Consider the following 18,168-nt stretch of genomic DNA (forward strand, 5'->3'; position numbering starts at 1 on the left):
CGTCATGGCTCGTCTAATACCCCCACACCAAGCCTAGACAGTGCGGTCGTGGCGGAATTGGTAGACGCGCAGCGTTGAGGTCGCTGTGGGGTAACACCCGTGGAAGTTCGAGTCTTCTCGACCGCACCATTATCCAAAGTTAAGAATTGCTTTCCCTTAGTTTTTTCGACTCGGGAGAAAGTAACTTGGGACATATCAAGCACACATTCGAACGCAAAGGCAGGTTTTACTACAATCGTAGAACGCCAAAGATCGCATCTCGCCGTCAGATGCCCTCCAGGGGGCAAGTCCAAAGTCTGAAGTACGTCATACACATACGCCCAAACCCCATGAGGCGCCTTAAGGCAGCCGGTAGTGAACGTTCCCTGCCTTTGGTAGGTTTTGGAATACGCACCTGCATCCCAGGCTGCAAACAGCGCAAGGCAACTGTTCGATACGACAAGCGCTGCTACAAACACCGGAACCGCATCGAGATCATGTTCGGGAGGCTGAAAGATTGGCGGCGCGTGGCGACCCGCTATGATCGCTGTCCCAAGGTCTTCCTCTCAGCCATCGCACTCGCAGCTACGGTCATCTTCTGGGTATGAACCCTCCCCCTAAAGCACCGCTGCCCCTCCAAAATTGCTCAGAGTTTAGATAAAAATTTCTTCAAGGTATTTTTTGCTGTGGGTCTCCCGCTTGCTTGGGAATCAACGGATTCAGATTTGAATTATCTAAAATTTTACGTTATGCGCTCTATTGGTGTGTTTGATTTGGGAAAAATCTATCCCCGTTTATAACGGGTTGGTCAGACAAAAACTTGACAAAAAACTGAACAACCTGTCTCGTGAATGTGAAACGTTTCGCGAGTTTTCCACCATGACCTTGGTCAAAAGCCGATTGCTGATTGCTGGTTCTGTTGCAGTGATCTTTGCATTGTCAGCAATTTTCCTGGCGAGCAGAGTGATTGAGCTGGATAGAGCTCTCTATGTATTGCCGAGGCAGGTTATACAACTTGAGCGGGCTCTTGGGTATGATGGGTTTATTCACAATTTCAAAAATGGGGTTCTCCGTCAGGATGAGAACTACTTTGATAAAGCTGAAGACGACTATGAAGAAATAGTCTCCGCTCTCAAAAGGACAGGCGCCACCGCGCGATCGGTAGGGCTGCAGGCCGATCTTGCCTCTCTGGAAGCGACATTGTCAGACTACAGAGCGATGATAGACAAGGCCAGGCAACTTCAGCTGACTGGAAAGTCTGCCGTTGAAGTCGATACTCAGATACGTCTGTCGGACATTGATGCGGCGAAGAACATACGAGCCTTCGAGCTCCAACTGATCAATGCAATGCAGGGACGCAGATGGCTCTTTGTTGCTGTAGGAGTTGCGTGCTTCAGCGCCTTCGTGCTCACATTGCTGGCATTAACACTGACGCAGGTTCGACTTCGGCACATCGCTGAAAAGTCACGCGTAAAGGTTCGTGAGAGTGAGGCGGCCCTGCTGCAAGCTGAGCGGATTGCAAGATTAGGTCACTGGAAGGTGCTAAAAAATGGCGCCCTGCAAACCTCAAAATCAATGCAAGAAATTCTAGCTCTCTCAAGTTCCGATGCTCCAGATACGCTGGAGAAATTCTTTGCTCTATTGCCTGACGCGGACAAGGTAATGCTGGAAAGCAAGATATCTAAATCCGTTCACCTGCGGAAACCATATACCTGTTTTCACAAAATAAAGATTGCAGAGGGACCGGATCTTTTTGTTGCAAATACCGGAGAGCCCGTGATCGACGATCAGGGCAATATATATGGTTTTGTTGGCGTTCTTCAGGATATCTCAAGAACGATTGATCTGGAGAGCGAGCTTCGGCAATCTCAGAAAATGGAGGCTGTTGGGAATTTGGCCGGTGGAATGGCGCATGATTTTAATAATATTCTCGCAGTCATTCTCGGCAATCTTGAGCTGATGGAAATAGAGGAAAAGGCAGAGAGCCATTCAGGCTATCGAGCAAACGCGATCCAGGCTGCAAAACGGGGTGCTGAGATCACGAAGAACGTGCTGAGCTTTGCGAGAAAATCACACCTGGATCCCAAGATTTTGGACGGGAACTCCGTTGTCAGAGAAGTGCTGACTTGGGCAGAACGCCTGCTTCCCGCCAACATAGAAATTCAAACATCTCTCCTTGGGTCGATTTGGCCATTTTTGGCGGATGATGCTCTCACCAAGAGCGCACTTCTCAACCTTCTACTGAACGCAAGAGACGCGATGCCTGATGGTGGTCGCCTGACGATTGAAACAGCAAACGTTCGACTGGATAATGAATATTTGGATGACAGGAATGAACACATCAAGCCAGGCAGATATGTCATGTTGGCCATCTCAGATACTGGGACCGGTATAGACCCCCAACATCTCAACGAGATCTTCGAACCGTTCTTTTCAACCAAGCAGGTTGGAAAAGGCTCCGGCCTCGGGCTCTCCATGGTGCATGGGTTCATGAAACAATCTGGTGGCGCTGTACGCGTTTATTCCGAACTCGGCTCTGGCACGACATTCAAATTGTATTTCAAGGCGACCCGTCAAGACAGCTCCTTTGACGCTCTGCCAGTGAGGAAAGCCCGTTCTGTCCGTTCAGATGACGCCAAGGTCCTGCTCGTGGAAGACAACGCTGCGCTGTTACAGCCACTCGAAGAAATATTGACGGAAGCCGGATACACTGTGACCACGGCGAGAAGTGGAGATGAGGCATTTGCCACTTGGACCGCCCTGCGAGACTTTGACGTTGTGATCACTGACATCGTAATGCCCGGACAGCTCCAGGGAACACATCTTGCCAGGGAGATCCGGGAGGCTGATCCAATTGTCCCATTTGTCTTTATGTCCGGTTACGCCAGTGAGGCAATGATCCACGGCAATGGTCTGCAGCCAGAGGACTGTCGATTGATGAAGCCAGTTGGCAGGTCTGACCTGCTGGCAGCCATCGACTCGATCCTGGAGGGCAGGCGGGAAAAAGTAACACCAGGTTGAACAACTGAACCATGACAAACTCAGGTATGTTTGCCCCTCGACAATGAGGGCGGCAAGATCTGGCTTTTTGGTAAGGCAAATGCATTCCAGCGCAACCCTCGCAGACCATCTGCACCGACGGCCAGGCACCCTCTGCGCCAAGGCCCGTCAAATAGCAAAACACAGCACAATAGCCTGTGCGCCAGTTTGCTGGATATAGGTTTGCCCAAAGGGTGGCACGAGGCCGGGGTATTCGGCCACCCGGTGGACGGAACGTGTGGTCCTCGCTGCAACCGCCCTCGCTGCAACTGCCCTGTGTTGGCTATATGTGGCCTGTACCCGGCAGGCTGTCCAGTTTTGCAGGACCGGCATCCATCACTGATTAAACTTATCGCAAGGTAACGAGGCCTAGGGTGAGCTGAAACCTCATGAATTTAAAAGCCAACAGCTTTGAAGGCCAGACATGCTATCGGACAAGATTAGAAGGTCCGCCCTCAAAAAGGCGCGGTCACCTGAGCAATTGGACGCAATGTTGACCGTGGTTCCCCCCCTTGGGTGGTTGGCCTCTCTGCTTCTTGTCGCAAGCGTTTTTGCATTTTTGATTTGGGCTTTGGTTGCGACTGCTCCAGTCAAGGTTGACGGCAGCGGCATTCTTTTGACGGAGGGGGAAATTGTCGCGGCGCGGGCACAGGGGACCGGCATCGTGGTCGTGCAACCGGTCAAGGTTGGTGACCGGGTGCAAGCGGGCGATTTGCTTGCACGCCTGGAAAATTTCAAGATGCAAGAAGGCATTTCGCAGGCCAAGGCCGCTTTGGCCCGGGGCGAAACCATGCTTGCGCAAATCCGCGAGGTGCACCAAAAATTTGTGGCTTCGCTAGAGGCGGAACTCGCGGATGCCGAGACCTTCCACCAGGACCGGACCAGCAATTTTCGCGACCGCATTGTGAGATTGGCCAAACTCAGACAAGAGCGTCAGGTGCTTTTTGACAAGGGCTTGATCGTCGAGCAAAAATTGCTGGAGACCCTTCAGGCTCTGGAAGACGCCCGTCAGAACCTCAGCGCGGCGCAGTTCGACTTTTCTTCAACCCGCACCACGGCGTTGGCAGATATCCATGAATCCCAATCCAATCTTGCCGCCCATGAAAACCAAATACTCACGGATCGTGAAAGGCTGAAAGAGCTGCAAGCAGACTATCAGCGCATTGTCGAGATCCGGGCCGCGGCCGCAGGCATTGTGACGGAAAGCACCAAAAGCATCGGTGATCAGGTCAGCGCCAATGACATCCTCTTTGAAATCCTGCCAGAGGCGGTTGCCGCACCCGCAGGTCAGCCAGCGACCCCTGCATTGCTGGCGGTTCTCTATGTGGACGCCAGCAATGCAGCCAGGCTGGAGCCGGGTGGCGCAGTTCAGGTGGTGCCTGCATCCGTTGAACTGGAACGCGATGGATTTATTCATGGTCAGATCATTGAGGCCTCGGTTCTGCCAGCGACGCAGGCGCAGCTGTTAAAGCGTTTGCAGAACCCGGATTTGGTTGCGGCACTGTCGGCAAATGGGCCGGTTCGGGAGGTTTTGGTAACCCTTGCAGGCGATGCGCGCACGGCCAGCGGGCTTGCCTGGTCCACCCAGGACGGGCCTGCGTTTCGGATCCATCCGGGCACTTTGACGACGGCCAGTTTTGTGGTCGACCGCAAGCGTATTGCAAGCTTTGTGTTTCCCAAACTGGATGCGCTTCTGCCCGCTCTGGCAGGACGTGGCCCGCCCCCAGAAACAGTCTCGGTTGCGCAGCCCAAAGCCCGGATTGGGGGCTGAGCCATGAAGGGTGCCAAAACTCCCACGATCCTGCAGATCGAAGCCGAAGAATGTGGCGCGGCCTCGCTCGCCATGGTCTTGGCCTTTCATGGCCGCCATATTCCGCTTGAGGACCTGCGGATTGAATGCGGCGTCTCCCGTGATGGGGCCACCGCAGCCAATGTGTTGAAGGGCGCGCGCCGACATGGGCTAACGGCCAGCGCCAAACGGCTTGAGCTGCCGCGCCTTGCCGAAATTCCCCTGCCTGCGATCATCTTTGTGAATATGAACCATTTTGTGGTGCTGGAAGCCGTTTCGGCGCAGCGGTATCGCATTAATGATCCCGCAGCCGGGCGGCGCATTGTTGAGCATGAGGCGTTCGACGAGATGTTCACGGGCATCACCCTGTTGCTGGAACCGGGAGAGGCGTTTGAACGCAGACCAGGCCCACCCGGGAAGCTGTCTTCGCTGCTTGGGTATCTGGAATGGGACCGCACTGCGACCCAGCTTATCCTGCTCTGTGGGATCACCCTGATCGTGCCTGGGCTGGCTATTCCCGCTTTCAGCAAGGCCTTTGTCGACGATATTTTGATGGATGGGCAGGACGACTGGCTATTCTGGTTTGCAGTCATGATGCTGGCGGTGATTGTCCTTCAGACGGGGCTGATGGCCCTGCGCAGTTTGCTGAGCGCCAAACTGGAAGCAAAACTGGCCCTGTCGCTGAATGCCAGGCTTGCCTGGCGCTTACTGCGGTTGCCCCTTCCTTTCTTTCAGCAAAGGTTTTCAGGGGCGCTGGCCGGGCGGGGGCAGATGGCCGCACGGGTGGCGCAACTGGCCGGGAAAAGCCTGGTTGCGGCGACGTTGGAGGGGATCACCCTGATCTTCTTTCTCGCGGTCATGGCGCTTTACAGCCTCAAAATGGCGGCGGCAGTGGGCGTTTTGGTTCTGGGCAGCGGCGTGCTGATCCTGGTGGTGCAGCAGCGCATGGATCAGCTTTCGATCAAGACAATGATCGAATTCATGAAGCTGACCGGCAAGACCATGGTGGGGGTGCAGACGATTGAAAGCATCAAGTCCTCGGGCACCGAAGGCAAATATTTTGAAGGCTGGGCCGGTACCCATGCCAATGTGGTGAACGGACAGGCCGAGCTGACCCTTCGGCAATCGGTGTTGCAGGTCACGCCGGGGTTTGTGTCCTTCTTTGGCAAGGCCCTGACCCTGGTGATCGGTGGGCTTGAGGTCATGGCCGGGGAGCTGACGGTGGGATCCCTGGTGGCCTTCCAGGCCTTGCTCGCGGCGATGGACAGGCCGTTTCAGGGGCTGATGGCCAATGTACAAGAGCTGCAACAAGTGCAGGGACCACTGAACCAGCTCAGGGATATTACCGGCAGCGCGGAGGCGGGTGAGTTTTCGCAGCGGCGCAACCAGGTGGGGCCAGGGGAGGCATCGCGGTTAAACGGAGCTATCTCATTGTCAGATGTGAGTTTTGGCTACAGCCGCTTGTCACCGCCTTTGATTGCCAACCTTGATCTTGAGGTCGCCCCGGGACAACGTATTGCCCTTGTCGGCGGCTCGGGGAGCGGCAAATCAACCCTGGCCAAGCTGATTACAGGCGCCTATTCGACCTGGTCCGGCCACATCGCCTTTGAGGGGACTTCGATCGAAGATCTGCCACGCGCGGTCTTGCGGAACTCCCTTGCCGTTGTTGACCAGAATATCGTCCTTTTTGAAGGCAGCTTTGGCGACAACATCCGCCTGTGGGATGAAACCATTTCCGACGAGCAGGTGATCGCTGCGGCGCAGGCGGCTGAAATCCATGCGTTCATTGCCGGTACTGAAAACGGTTACGACACGCAGGTCGAAGAAGGCGGGCGCAATATGAGCGGTGGCCAGCGCCAGCGGCTCGAGATCGCCCGGGCGCTGGCGCGCGATGGCTCCATCCTGGTTCTGGATGAGGCCACAAGTGCCCTAGACCCCATCGTCGAGGCAAAGGTGATGCAAAATATTGCCCGGCTGGGGATCACCTGTGTGATCGTGGCCCACAGGTTGTCGACCATTCGTGATTGCGATCAGATTCTGGTGTTGGATCATGGCAGTGTTGTGCAACGGGGAACGCACCAAGGCCTGCGCGATGTGGAGGGTCCCTATCAGAGGATGATCGCCGCATGAGCGCACAGCCCCAAGCCGCTGCACAGCGCCCGCTGCACAGGGCCGATCAGGACATGGTGGCGTACGACGACGGCGCGCATGTCTCTTTGCAGGGGGCAAACCGGTGTTTCCTGATCAAAAACGGGCGTCTGGATCTCGCCATAGTCTGCGGTGACCAGTCACAGGTCATAGCAGAGATGGTTGAGGGCGAGATCATTCTCGGTCTGGAGGGCAGGATTGGGCTGTCTGGTCGGGCGCGCGGCGATCTGCGGCTGTGCCCGATAGAGCTGTCTGTCTATTGCAGCCCGGATGCAGATCCCGAGCAAAGACTGCACCGCGCGCTGAGCCTTGATATCTGGCTGGCGCGTCTCAACAATATTGCGCAGGAATATCAGCAGGGGAGGGCGCCGACAGATCAGGCTGTGGTGGCGCAGGGCATTACTTGGGTCAAAGGCCCAGATGGCGCAGAGGCGCTCCCGAGACCACATTTTCCACAAGATGGCAGTCCAAACTCTGTGTTTGCCCGCGATACCGAGGCTCTTTTGGCAAGGCCCAGGGCCGCCGCTGCCATTGCGGCGGCCAATGGGCACCTGGCGCAGGCCATTGCCGCCGGGGGCCAAAGCAAAAGTGAGGCCTTGATCCGGCGGCGCGCGCAGCAGGTAACACAGGACGCAGCCCGCCTGGACCGTGCTTTTGGACAGCTGAGCGCGTCCCTGTCGGCGACAGGGGCAGCAGCACAGCAGGGAGATAGCGGTGCTCAGGCGGCAGCTGGGTTCAGCCAGATTGCGCATCTCGCCAAGCGGGTAGGCCTGGGCCTGTCTGCGGTTGACAATTCCAAGGGTCTGACCGGACGGGACTATATTTGCGCCCTGTGCGAGGCCAACAACATTCGCTACCGCTCAATCACGCTGACGGAAAAATGGTGGCGCAAGGACTGCGGTGACTTTGTCGCATTTGATGGCGACGGGCAGGTTCTCACGGTTATGCGAGAGACCAGATCCTATGTAGTGCAGGATGCCAATGGGGAGAAACGGCGTTTTTGTCCCGAGATGGCAGCGACTTGGGAGGGGCAGGGGCTGTTTCTCTATTGGCCGCTTCCAGATCAGCCCGTCACTGGCTGGGATTTGATCGGGCGGGTGTTTCGCATCTGCGCCTCGGATCTTTGGACCGTCTTTGCGGTCAGCCTGGCCATGAGCCTCTTGGCACTGGTGCTGCCAATTGGTGCGGGCATTCTGGTTGGCAAAATCATTCCGCAGGAAAGTCAGGCGCTTTTGGTGCAGCTTGGCGTGATCCTTGCCCTGGTTGCGATGGTGCAATTTGCCATCGGCATTATTTCCCAGATTGCGGCAGCCAGGATTGAAACCCGCGCGACGCTTTGGATCCAGGGATCCGTCATGGACCGGATATTACGCCTGCCCACCGGGTTCTTTCGCAGCTACTCATCGGGGGAGCTGACCCAGCGCGCCCTGGCGATCAGCCGATTGGAGCGGCTGGTGACCAATGGCATGATTACCGGCGTCCTGTCGGGACTGTTTTCGTTCCTGAGCTTTGGCTTGATGTTTCATTTTGCCCCCGGACTTGTGCTGCCCGCGCTCGGGGCAGCAGCCGTTTTTATCACCATTGCCGCCTTTCTGGGCCGGGCAGAAACAGCTGCCGCCCGCAGTCAGATTCTGACCAGCGGGCCCGTTATTGCCCGTATGATGGATATTGCGCAGGGCATTGAAAAACTGCGCTTTGCCGCCGCCGAGGCGCCTGCATTTGAACGCTGGACACAGGCCTTTCAGCTGCAACAATCGGCGGCCTACCGGGAAAAGCGTATGGCGGCATTGATGGAGACCTTTAGTGGCTCCTTCCTTGCGACGGCCACATTGATGGTCTTTGTGGTGATTGGACTGCGCGGCAGTGAAAATGAATTCTCCACGGCCAGTCTGGTCAGTTTTCTGACATGTTTTGCCAGCTTCATGACTGGGCTGGGCCATTTGACCCGCACGGCGACGCAGCTGGCAAGCTTTAAGCCGATCTATGACTTTGCAGCCCCCATTCTGCAAGCTGTCCCCGAAAACAGTCAGGGCGGTACCGATCCCGGCGCGCTCCTGGGGGAGTTCTCGCTCACCAATCTGCGCTTTGCCTACAAAGACCAGGGGCCGATGATCCTGGATGGGCTAAGCCTGACAATCGGAGCTGGCGAATATGTGGCGCTGGTCGGGGACTCGGGCTGCGGGAAATCGACCCTGCTGCGGCTGCTTATGGGGTTTGAGACTCCAAAGTCAGGGTCTGTCAGCCTGGACAAAATCGACCTGCGAAATATCGACAAACGCTTGATGCGGCGACAGTTTGGTGTGGTCATGCAGGATGCCAAACTGCTGCCTGGCTCAATCTATGACAATATCGTCGGCACCAATTTTGGCATGCCGATGGAGCAGGTGAGCAGGGCCATTCGTCAGGTGGGACTAGCAGACGACATTCAGCAGATGCCCATGGGGTTACAAACCGGGGTTGTTGAATCATCTGGTGGTCTGTCTGGTGGCCAGGTTCAGCGCATCATGCTGGCCCGCGCCATTGCTGCCAGCCCCAGGGTTCTGTTGCTGGATGAAGCGACAAGTGCTTTGGACAACCGGACACAGTCCATTGTGACCGAAACGCTGGACGGGATGACGGCGACGCGGATTGTCGTGGCGCATCGGCTGTCCACGGTGGTGAAAGCTGACAAGATCATCGTGCTGGATCATGGCCAGGTGGTAGAGGTCGGAGACTATGACAGCCTGATGGCGCTGGAGGGCAAATTTGCGTCCCTGGCACAGCGCCAGCTTGTCTGATTTTGGCATTCTGCACGAAATAATTGCGCAGGATCCCTCAAAAAGCACGCATTCCAACAGGCCCTTTGAAACTAATTAACCCTTTTCATTTTATCGTCTCCTCACAATACCATCGCGCCTTTTGCTCCGGTGGGCCTATTTGTCATGCCACCTTTGGGCAGGGACCTTTTAAAACTTCACGTAAGGAACTTATTATGTCGAATTGGACCGAAGAAGATCAACATACTGCCATCTCCGCTTTGATGGAGCGCTGCGCAAGTGATGCGAATTTCTATCAGAGCGCCCTTGCTGATCCTGCCGCAGCAATCAAAACTGTGTCCGGCAAGGCTCTGCCCGAAGGTTTCAATCTGCGGCTGGTGGCCAATGAGGGCGCAGATCTGACTCTGGTCCTGCCCGACCCGGTGAGCGAAGACCTGTCCGATGCGGATCTGGAAGCTGTCGCTGGTGGTGGTCGCAGCTGCACCGTCACCATTATGTAATCCGCGACGGATCAAGCGCTCCGGCTGGCCGCGTCAGCGCCCGGCCGGATCACGCGCCGCGCCTCTGGCTGAGGCCGGCCCAGATTTTTCCTGAGGGTCGTTCTGTGACAGTCCCGTTTTCCACGCCTGCAGTGTCGCCCTGTCCGCCCTATAGTATTCAACCCATTGATCCTTGGCTGGCCCAATCGGCGGCGGCTGTGGTTTTTCCGCATTTTGCAAAACACCTGAACGGTACAGATCCGGCAATCATCCGATTGGCGGCTGTCGCAGGCGCGGATAGCGCAACAAAAACGCGGGTTTTGGGAGCCGTTCTGGTTGAAATCGGCCAGGTTGAAATCGGCCAGGTTGATATCGCCAAGACCAGCGCCACGGTTCTGTCGCTGGCTGTGACCCCAGAGTTTCGTCGCAATGGCATCGCCAGGGCGTTGCTGGAACGGGCTTTGGAGCAGGCCAGAATACAGGGGGCCAAACGGGCCTGCCTGTCGTTTGTGTCCCGGATGCCCCAGGTCACCGCATTGAAAGCTTTGCTGCACAGTGCAGGCTGGTCGGAACCGGCCCCACGGATACTGTTTGCAGAAACGGCGCCGCTGCAGGTGTTGCAACAGGCCTGGGCGCAGCGGGTGCTGCACCGGGGACCGCGCAATGCCACCGCCTTTGACTGGAGCGACCTGACGCCAGAAGACCGCAGCTATATTGAGGTTGAAACAGCAGCCGGGCGCTACCCGCAGGATGTGTCCCCTTTCTGGGATGAGGGCAATATCGCCCCGATCAGCCTGGGCCTGCGGGCTGCGGATGGGCGCGTGGTGGGCTGGCTGGCCTGCCATTTTGTACCGCAGCGGTCCGGCACCATCCGGTTTAGCCGCAGCTTTTGCCATGCGGATCCCGCCTTTCGCGGCAACGGCGCCTGGGTCATGGCAGCGGCGCTGGAGCGTCACGTAAACAGCAGCCTGCACCAAAGCCACCCGACTGTTCTTTTTGATGTGGATGCGCGCAACAAGGCGATGATGACTGTCTATAGACGCCGGATAGAGCCCTACATCGACACCTCATATCAAAGTTTTGTTGTGGCAAAGGATTTATGCTGACCATGGTGCACCAGCCCCCCCTTTCGCAGCAGACAGACAGGCCAAACCCCATCCCGGTGATCGGGTTTGAAGAGCACAACGAGGCCCTGATTGCGCTTGCCTGGGCGCGCGAGAATGCCCTGCTGGGCAAGCTGCCTGCGCGCCTTTTGCATGTAGATCAACATCAGGATCTGGTGGTGCCGCAGCTTAGCCGGACGATTGCCGATACGCCGCTGACGGTTGCGGCTATCAAGAACCTGGTGGAGACCGAGATCTCTATCGCGAGCTTCGTCTGGGCCGGGGTCTATCTGGGACTTCTGGATGAGATGTTCTGGCTTGCGCCCAAACCCGCCATTGCCGGCGCGCGGCCGCGCTCGGTCCTGCCCAGCAAGTACCTGTGGATTGCCACCACGGATACGCAGCGACGTGAGATGATTACGATGGTGCAGCGCCCCGAAGCCCGTGGCGTGGGCAATGACGACCGCAAATCTATGGCGTTGCATTTTGTCGATACCGAGACCCAGATCCCCGAACAGCCCGGCCCGGAGGCCGCTCCTTGGGTGCTGGGGATTGATCTGGATTATTTCTCCTGCAACAGCATGCCGGACAACGGGTTTCGCATCAGTGTCACCCAGGAAACCTACGAGCAGGTCTCAACCAACCGCCACCACCCGCTGCGCCTGTCGCCGTCGCACCGGATTGAGGCCCGTCACGATGAACAGGGCTACTGGCTGGAATATGACATGTTGCCCCCCCGCAGCGCTGATCCGCTTGTGCGCAGCACCACAGAGATCGAGGCCGAGGTCGACAGGCTGGCGGCGATGTTGTCGCGGCAAGCGCAGGCCCCCGCGTTGATCCTGATCGCCCGCTCACAGATCAGCGGATTTACCCCCCGCCACCAATGTGAATTCATCGAGGCGCGGGTCAAGGACATGCTGGCCTCGGTCTATCCCTGCACAATTCTGGAAGGATCCGACCTATGGTGAGTGCTACTTCACCCAACCCGCAGGCGTCAGAGGCCAGCGCGCAGGGGCAAAGCATCGCGCGTCGCAATCGCCTTTCGGCCTCTGATTTGAACCGCGCCTTCCTCAGCCGTGGCAGCTCTCAGCCTGTGGTACTGACGGGATTAACCGATGGCTGGCCCGCGATGGAGCGCTGGAGCTTTGACCATTTTGCCAAAACCTATGGGGATGAGCGGGTCATCGTGACCGATTTTCTGGGCTCAAAGAACCTCCACAAGGTCGGCTTTGGCCGCTATCTGGACTATGTGCGGGATCCTTCGCTGGATCTTCTGCCGGGCAAGCAGGCCAAGACCCCCTGGTATTCCCCCTATTGGTCACCTTTTGTGGATCACCCGGAGCTAGCAGCCGATTTTGATGTCTCTGAGGTGGTAGAGAACTGGATGCCGGATGCCAGCGCGATTGAGGCCTCTGACGGGTCCAGCGAGGCGCTGATGGCGCAGTGGGTGCTGCGCGGGTTTTCCTGGCTGTTCATCGGTCCGGCCGGGACCTATACGCCCCGGCATCTGGACACGCTGAACACCCATGCCTGGAACACCCAGATTTGCGGGCGCAAACGGTTTGATCTCTGGGCCCCAGGTCGCCCGGCACAGGACGAAACACCGGATCTTCAGGTGGTGCTTGAACCGGGCGAGACACTCATTATTCCAATGGGGTGGGCCCATGCCGTGGGGGCGCTTGAGGCGTCGATCAGTCTCACCGGGAATTTCTTCAACGCCACCAATAGCGCTGCGTTTTTCCGCACCATCTACACCCAGCCAGAGGTCTGGCAGGCCAAGGCGCGTCTTGTTCCGGCGCTAAAGGCGCAGCTGGCACCATGACTGCGGCCCAGCCTGCAGGGATCTGCGACGGGGCTGTGGGCCTTGTGCAGCAGGTGGCGGAAATAGTCGCCCGCGCCCAGACCCTGGAAGAGCGGCTGGCCAGATCTGGGCTGTCGGATCAACCCTGGCCACAGCATCAGCAGGCCGAAATGGTCCAAAGCTGGCGGCAGATCTGCGGCCAGGGAGATCCGGGGGATTTCCGTAAACGCCTGGCGTGGTCCGGTCTCACCCCAGCGCGGCTGGAGGCCTATCTGGGTGATCCACCAGCCATCCCGCGCAGCCAGTGGCCGGATTGGGCAGAGGTGCTGCTCGATGTGTTATCGACGCCCCGCGCTGATGCACGTGCCAGCGCAAATCCTGCCACCCATTCAGCCCATCCCTTTGCCGCGATTCTGGCAGGATTTTCCGGCTATGCCGCGCAGCATTTGCAAACCGTCTATGATGATATCTCCAAGGCGCTGGGCTGCGACAGCCGTGCCCGCCTGCAAGATGGGCTGCTCCGCCGCCTATGCGATGTGGCCGTGCAGGCATTGATGGCCGAGTTTCAGATCTTTCGCAGGGCGCGGCTTGCCGGGACCATGGTGCTGCCGGGCGCGCATCAGGCCTATGATGCCTTTGTTACATCCCTGCAGGATCGGGCGGGTTTGCTGGGGCTTTTTCAGAAATATCCTGTGCTTGCGCGGCTTCTGGCCACGGTCCTGCAACAATGGGTTGGATTTGTTCGCACATTCCGTGACCGACTGTTGGCCGATCTGCCGCTGCTGGAGCAGGCATTTGGCTTTGGCGGGTCTGCCCTGCTGGAACTGGCGGGCTCTGATCCGCATCAGGGGGGCCAAGTCTGTGTGAAACTGGTGCCGCAGGCCGGGCCTGCTGTGTTCTACAAACCAAAACCGCTGCAGCCGGAGCTGGTGTTTGAAGCGTTCCAAGCACATCTGGCCGCGCTGCTTGGCCGTCCTATGCGCTGCCGTGGGGAGACCCTGGATCGCGGTCTGTACGGCTGGAGCAAGCAGGTCGTGCCCGCCGCCTGTCGCGATGCGGCAGAAGTAGCCTCTTTCTTTCGCGCCAGCGGGCATCTTTTGTTTGGCCAGTACCTGTTGGGTGGCGCGGATATTCACTGTGACAACCTGATTGCGGCGGGGGCGGTGCCGGTCATCATTGATCAGGAATGTCTGATGACCAATTGGCCAGCACCCAGTGGTGATCAGGTCCCGGCAGGTGTTGCCGCTGTGCGTGCGATGGTTTTTGAAACCGTGGTGCGGACCTCTATGTTGCCGGAGTGGAATGACGCCATTGACGGGTGGCCGCTCGACATCAGCGCATTTGGCGGCACAGGTGGTCCCGAAAAACGAACGCCAGAGCTGATGGTTCTGCACATGAACTCGGACCTGATGCGGCTGGTGCGCAGGGTCACACCTGCTGAGCGGGGCATGGCCCATCTGCCCCGCTATGGCGGCAATATGATAGATCCGGCTGATCACGTTGATGATATTTTGCAAGGGTTTTCAGAAGCCTACCAAGCACTGCGCCGCGCGCCGGAATTGCCTGCCGGGCTGGTCAAAACCCTGCAGTCTGTGCGCGCCCGGGTGGTGTTGCGGCAGAGCCGCGCCTATGGCGAGCGGCTGACACGCCTGTGCGCGCCTGCCAATCTGCGCAATGGCTTTGCTGCGCAACTCTCCATGGAGAGCCTGTTTCAATCCCTTTTGCAGGACCCGGCCACGGCGGACAGCCTGGTGCCCGTTGTCAAAAGCGAGTTTGCCCAACTGATGAAGATGGACGTGCCGGTGCTGCACGCCCAGGCCAATGGCCGCGCCATCCAGCTGCCATGCAAAAGTGAGGTTCGGGAGGTATTTCCAGCCTCCGCCATGGAGACCCTCAAAGCGCGGATTGCCCGGTTGGGCGACAAGGACCTGGCGCTGCAAAGGCAAAAAATCCTCACCAGTTTTGCCTGTCACCAACGGTTGGGGGCGGATTGCTCGGCTTGGGTGCAACACAAAGGGCAACGCCCCCTGGCAAATGACATGCTGCCCGCCGCGGATCAGCCTTCAGCTGCAGTGCTTGAACGCATGGGGGATGATCTGCTGGCACAGGCCATTCGTGGCACGGAGGGCTCTCTTGCCTGGCATGCGCCAGTGTATAAGGAAAACATCGGCGCCTGGCGTATGTCCCCGCTGCGCGAGCGGGTGTTTGATGGCGCGCTTGGCATTGCCTTGTTCCTGGCGGCTCTGACGCGGCACAGCGGCAAGAAACACTATCTGCAAGCGGGGCTGAATGGGATTTCAAACCTGCTTGAGAGTGCAGATCGGGCCGCTACGGTGCGTATGCTGATGGCCCCGGGGCTGGGCTGTGGCACCGGAGTGGGGTCGGCGATCTACGGTCTGGTGCAGCTTGCGCGGATCAGCGGCCAAGATCACCTGGCCGATGTGGCACGGGATGTTTTCTACCGGGTTGAGGATCTCCGCAGCGACGACACTCCCCGCACCGCAAAACAGGACTACGGCCTGTCTACCGGCCTGTCCGGCTATCTGAATGCCTGTTTGGTGTTGGACCAGCATCAACCCGGCGATGCCCGGGTGCTGCGGGCACTGCAGGACTGTGTGGCGCAGATTGCCGGGGCGGCGGTCCCTGATCAGGCGGGAGGCACCCATTGGCCCTCGCCTCATAGCCTGTCGCCTCATGGCCCTGGGCCGCATGGTTTTGCCCATGGCAGCGCAGGGGTCGCAACGGTGCTGCTGCGCGCGGCACGACACCTGCAGGACGAGCGGCTTCTGGACCTTGGCCGCCGTGGCCTCCGCTTTGCTCTGCGTCAGGAGCAGGAGGGGGATCTCAGCTGGAAAACCGGTGGCATGGGGCTTTGTATCGCGGTGCAGGAGGCCCTGACTGTATCGGATGCACAGGATTTGGATTTGCAGAACTGGCATGAGCGGCAGATGGGGGCTCTCAGCCATCACTCTGGGCTCGTGCTGGATGATCTGAGTTTTGGGGAGGCCGCCCGGGCTTCGGTCCTGCAGCGCAGCGTCGATATGTGCGCCCGCCCTGATTTGGCTGCGGATGTCAGGCGGGCCTATCGTCGGCTATGGGGTCGTGCGGACAAAGGGGGCTTTGAGTTCGGCTGGCCCGCGGGGGTAGCACTCCCCGGCTTTTTCCAAGGCACCGCCGGGATCGGATATCAGTTGTTGCGTCGTGACTTTGATGTGACGCTGCCGGATGTCTTTGCCTTCTCATAAGGGGGGTGACGCCCTGAAATGATATGGCCTTCGGGATCTGTGCCAGAGTGCAGATCACGAGATCTGACGCTGCTTTCCTTGCCAGAAGGGTTTGCGCAACTCTGTTTTCAGCACTTTGTTTGCACCGGACAGGGGGAAGGGCTCGGTTCGGTATTCGATGCTGCGCGGGCATTTGTATCCGGCAATCAGCGTGTGACAGTGGGCTTGCAACTCTTCTGTGGTGACCTGTGCATCCGGGTGCAGGATGACAAGAGCATGCACGCTTTCCCCCCATTGATCGCTGGGAATGCCGATCACGGCACTGGTGGCGACGGCAGGATGCTGGCCCAAAGCATTCTCAACTTCGGCAGAATAGACGTTTTCGCCGCCTGAGACGATCATATCCTTCACCCGGTCCACCAAGAAGACAAATCCGTCGTCATCCATATAGCCGGCATCCCCTGTCATGACCCAGCCATCAATGATGGTCTCTGCGGTCACTTCTGGTTTGTTCCAGTAGCCAAGCATGGTGATCGGGCCTTTGACCGCAATTTGACCGACATCGCCGCGGGCGACCTCTTGGTTGTGGTCATCAACAATGCGGATCTCGCAAACCCGCGTGGCGCGGCCCGCAGAGCGCAGCTTGCCCGCTTTGGGGCCTTCCAGCACATGGTATTCGGCGGGCAAAATGGTCGCAACCGGGCTGAGTTCGGTTTGGCCAAAGGCCTGTAGAAACGAGACATTGGGGAACTTTACAAAGGCGTCTTTCAGAACCGCCTCGGTGATGGGAGAGGCACCATAGGCGATCTGGCGCAAAGAGGAGATATCCGTCTGCGCCAGCTTGTCGCTTTGCAACACCATCTGCAACATCACCGGCACCAGCAGGACCTGGTCGGGGCGGTACTGTTCAATCGCTGCAAGAGTGCCCTCGGGGGTGAACATGGGGATGATGACATGGGTGCCCGCCATCAGGGTGATGGCACTGAACCACAGCAGATCGGCAATGTGGAACATCGGGGCAGCATGCAGATAGACCGTCCTGTCGTGCATGTTGATGTCATGGGCGTTTGCAACTGCCGCCACATAGAAATTTGTATGGGACAGCATCACGCCTTTGGGGAAACCGGTTGTGCCGCCGGTGTAAAAAACACCGGCCAGATCATCACCGCTGCGTTCTGTATCAGCAGCAGGCGCGGCGGCTGCGATCAGGTCTTCGTAGTTTTCCATGCCCTCTGGCGTCGTGTCGTCTCCGGCATAGATCAGCGTCTTTAGCCCGGCCACTTGCGGTTTCACCTCGGCGGCGAGATCCTTGAAAGTTGCGTCGCAGATCAGGATTTCGGCCCCGGCGTCGTTCAGGGCATAGGCACATTCGGCGGCGCTCCAGCGAATGTTCATCGGCATCATGGCGCCGCCACCCCAGACCACGGCAAAATAATATTCGATGAACCGGTCCGAGTTCAGCGAGACCAAAGCCACCCGATCACCGGGCTTCATGCCAAGGCCCTGCAGGGCGCCAGCCAGGCGGGCAACGCGGTCCAGCATTTGGCTCCAGCTTTGCTGGCGGTCCTGGAATATTGTGGCAATCCCGTTGGGATTGATCTGGGCAGCGCGTTTGATCATCGAGGTGATCTGCATGTTGCGACCTCTCAGGTTGCTGTGAATTGAAAGGGCGGAACCCGGGGTTTCAGCCAGAGTTGATCATCAGATCCTCGCAAGTCAACGCTTTTGGCTGATTGGATAATCCTGATTTTGATGTGACGGAACGTCCTTTGCACAGGGCGTCGGAACTGGCGCATGCTGAGGCGGAACCCTGGCAAGGAGCAGTGAGGGGCAAAGCCGAAGCGGCCAAT

The 18,168-nt window shown here is 58.1% G+C and carries 10 protein-coding genes, 1 tRNA gene and 1 pseudogene; 11 read left to right on the plus strand and 1 reads right to left on the minus strand.

What is annotated here, in order from left to right; all coding sequences use genetic code 11:
• Positions 1 to 42: 42 nt before the first annotated feature.
• The 11 genes and pseudogenes from ARCT_RS0106985 (at position 43) to lanM (ending at position 16,339) form a co-directional block, all read left to right on the plus strand.
• Positions 43 to 129, plus strand: a tRNA-Leu gene (locus ARCT_RS0106985).
• Between the two features lie 254 nt (positions 130 to 383).
• Positions 384 to 587: pseudogene (locus tag ARCT_RS27480) on the plus strand (transposase); the annotation flags it as partial.
• Positions 588 to 747: 160 nt separating this feature from the next.
• Entirely contained in the window at positions 748 to 3,000 is a 2,253-nt protein-coding gene (locus tag ARCT_RS27010; RefSeq protein WP_161631298.1) for an ATP-binding protein, read from the plus strand.
• A gap of 442 nt (positions 3,001 to 3,442) precedes the next feature.
• Positions 3,443 to 4,789 (plus strand): NHLP bacteriocin system secretion protein, encoded by a 1,347-nt coding sequence (locus ARCT_RS0106995; protein WP_084300769.1) that lies wholly within the window; start codon positions 3,443 to 3,445, stop codon positions 4,787 to 4,789.
• Positions 4,790 to 4,792: 3 nt separating this feature from the next.
• Positions 4,793 to 6,937, plus strand: a complete 2,145-nt coding sequence (locus tag ARCT_RS0107000; RefSeq protein WP_027239422.1) for an NHLP family bacteriocin export ABC transporter peptidase/permease/ATPase subunit — start codon at positions 4,793 to 4,795, stop codon at positions 6,935 to 6,937.
• The gene (locus ARCT_RS0107005; RefSeq protein WP_027239423.1) at positions 6,934 to 9,732 is read left to right on the plus strand and encodes an ATP-binding cassette domain-containing protein; all 2,799 of its coding nucleotides are present in this window, start codon (positions 6,934 to 6,936) and stop codon (positions 9,730 to 9,732) included. Before ARCT_RS0107000 ends, ARCT_RS0107005 begins: the two co-directional genes overlap by 4 nt.
• Before the next feature lie 194 nt (positions 9,733 to 9,926).
• Entirely contained in the window at positions 9,927 to 10,211 is a 285-nt protein-coding gene (locus ARCT_RS25590) for an NHLP leader peptide family RiPP precursor (protein ID WP_036784545.1), read from the plus strand.
• Positions 10,212 to 10,315: 104 nt separating this feature from the next.
• Positions 10,316 to 11,296: a GNAT family N-acetyltransferase gene (locus tag ARCT_RS0107015; protein WP_161631300.1), complete on the plus strand. Its 981-nt coding sequence runs from the start codon at positions 10,316 to 10,318 to the stop codon at positions 11,294 to 11,296.
• Positions 11,290 to 12,261: a peptide arginase family protein gene (locus tag ARCT_RS0107020; RefSeq protein ID WP_027239425.1), complete on the plus strand. Its 972-nt coding sequence runs from the start codon at positions 11,290 to 11,292 to the stop codon at positions 12,259 to 12,261. The genes ARCT_RS0107015 and ARCT_RS0107020 overlap by 7 nt, the downstream gene beginning before the upstream one ends.
• Entirely contained in the window at positions 12,258 to 13,115 is an 858-nt protein-coding gene (locus ARCT_RS0107025) for a cupin-like domain-containing protein (protein ID WP_161631301.1), read from the plus strand. Before ARCT_RS0107020 ends, ARCT_RS0107025 begins: the two co-directional genes overlap by 4 nt.
• Positions 13,112 to 16,339 (plus strand): type 2 lanthipeptide synthetase LanM, encoded by a 3,228-nt coding sequence (gene lanM / locus ARCT_RS0107030; protein ID WP_027239427.1) that lies wholly within the window; start codon positions 13,112 to 13,114, stop codon positions 16,337 to 16,339. Before ARCT_RS0107025 ends, lanM begins: the two co-directional genes overlap by 4 nt.
• A gap of 54 nt (positions 16,340 to 16,393) precedes the next feature.
• Here the strand turns inward: lanM and ARCT_RS0107035 are convergent, their stop codons facing one another.
• Positions 16,394 to 17,953: a long-chain-fatty-acid--CoA ligase gene (locus tag ARCT_RS0107035; protein WP_027239428.1), complete on the minus strand. Its 1,560-nt coding sequence runs from the start codon at positions 17,951 to 17,953 to the stop codon at positions 16,394 to 16,396.
• Between the last annotated feature and the right edge of the window lie 215 nt (positions 17,954 to 18,168).

This window comes from Pseudophaeobacter arcticus DSM 23566 (assembly GCF_000473205.1).
Taxonomy (GTDB): domain Bacteria; phylum Pseudomonadota; class Alphaproteobacteria; order Rhodobacterales; family Rhodobacteraceae; genus Pseudophaeobacter; species Pseudophaeobacter arcticus.

Bases quoted from the DNA above. Each gene is read 5' to 3' on its own strand.
- ARCT_RS0106995 (WP_084300769.1), top strand. From the start codon at position 3,443: ATGCTATCGGACAAGATTAGAAGGTCCGCCCTCAAAAAGGCGCGGTCA.
- ARCT_RS0107000 (WP_027239422.1), top strand. From the start codon at position 4,793: ATGAAGGGTGCCAAAACTCCCACGATCCTGCAGATCGAAGCCGAAGAA.
- ARCT_RS0107005 (WP_027239423.1), top strand. From the start codon at position 6,934: ATGAGCGCACAGCCCCAAGCCGCTGCACAGCGCCCGCTGCACAGGGCC.
- ARCT_RS25590 (WP_036784545.1), top strand. From the start codon at position 9,927: ATGTCGAATTGGACCGAAGAAGATCAACATACTGCCATCTCCGCTTTG.
- ARCT_RS0107020 (WP_027239425.1), top strand. From the start codon at position 11,290: ATGCTGACCATGGTGCACCAGCCCCCCCTTTCGCAGCAGACAGACAGG.
- lanM (WP_027239427.1), top strand. From the start codon at position 13,112: ATGACTGCGGCCCAGCCTGCAGGGATCTGCGACGGGGCTGTGGGCCTT.
- ARCT_RS0107035 (WP_027239428.1), bottom strand. From the start codon at position 17,953: ATGCAGATCACCTCGATGATCAAACGCGCTGCCCAGATCAATCCCAAC.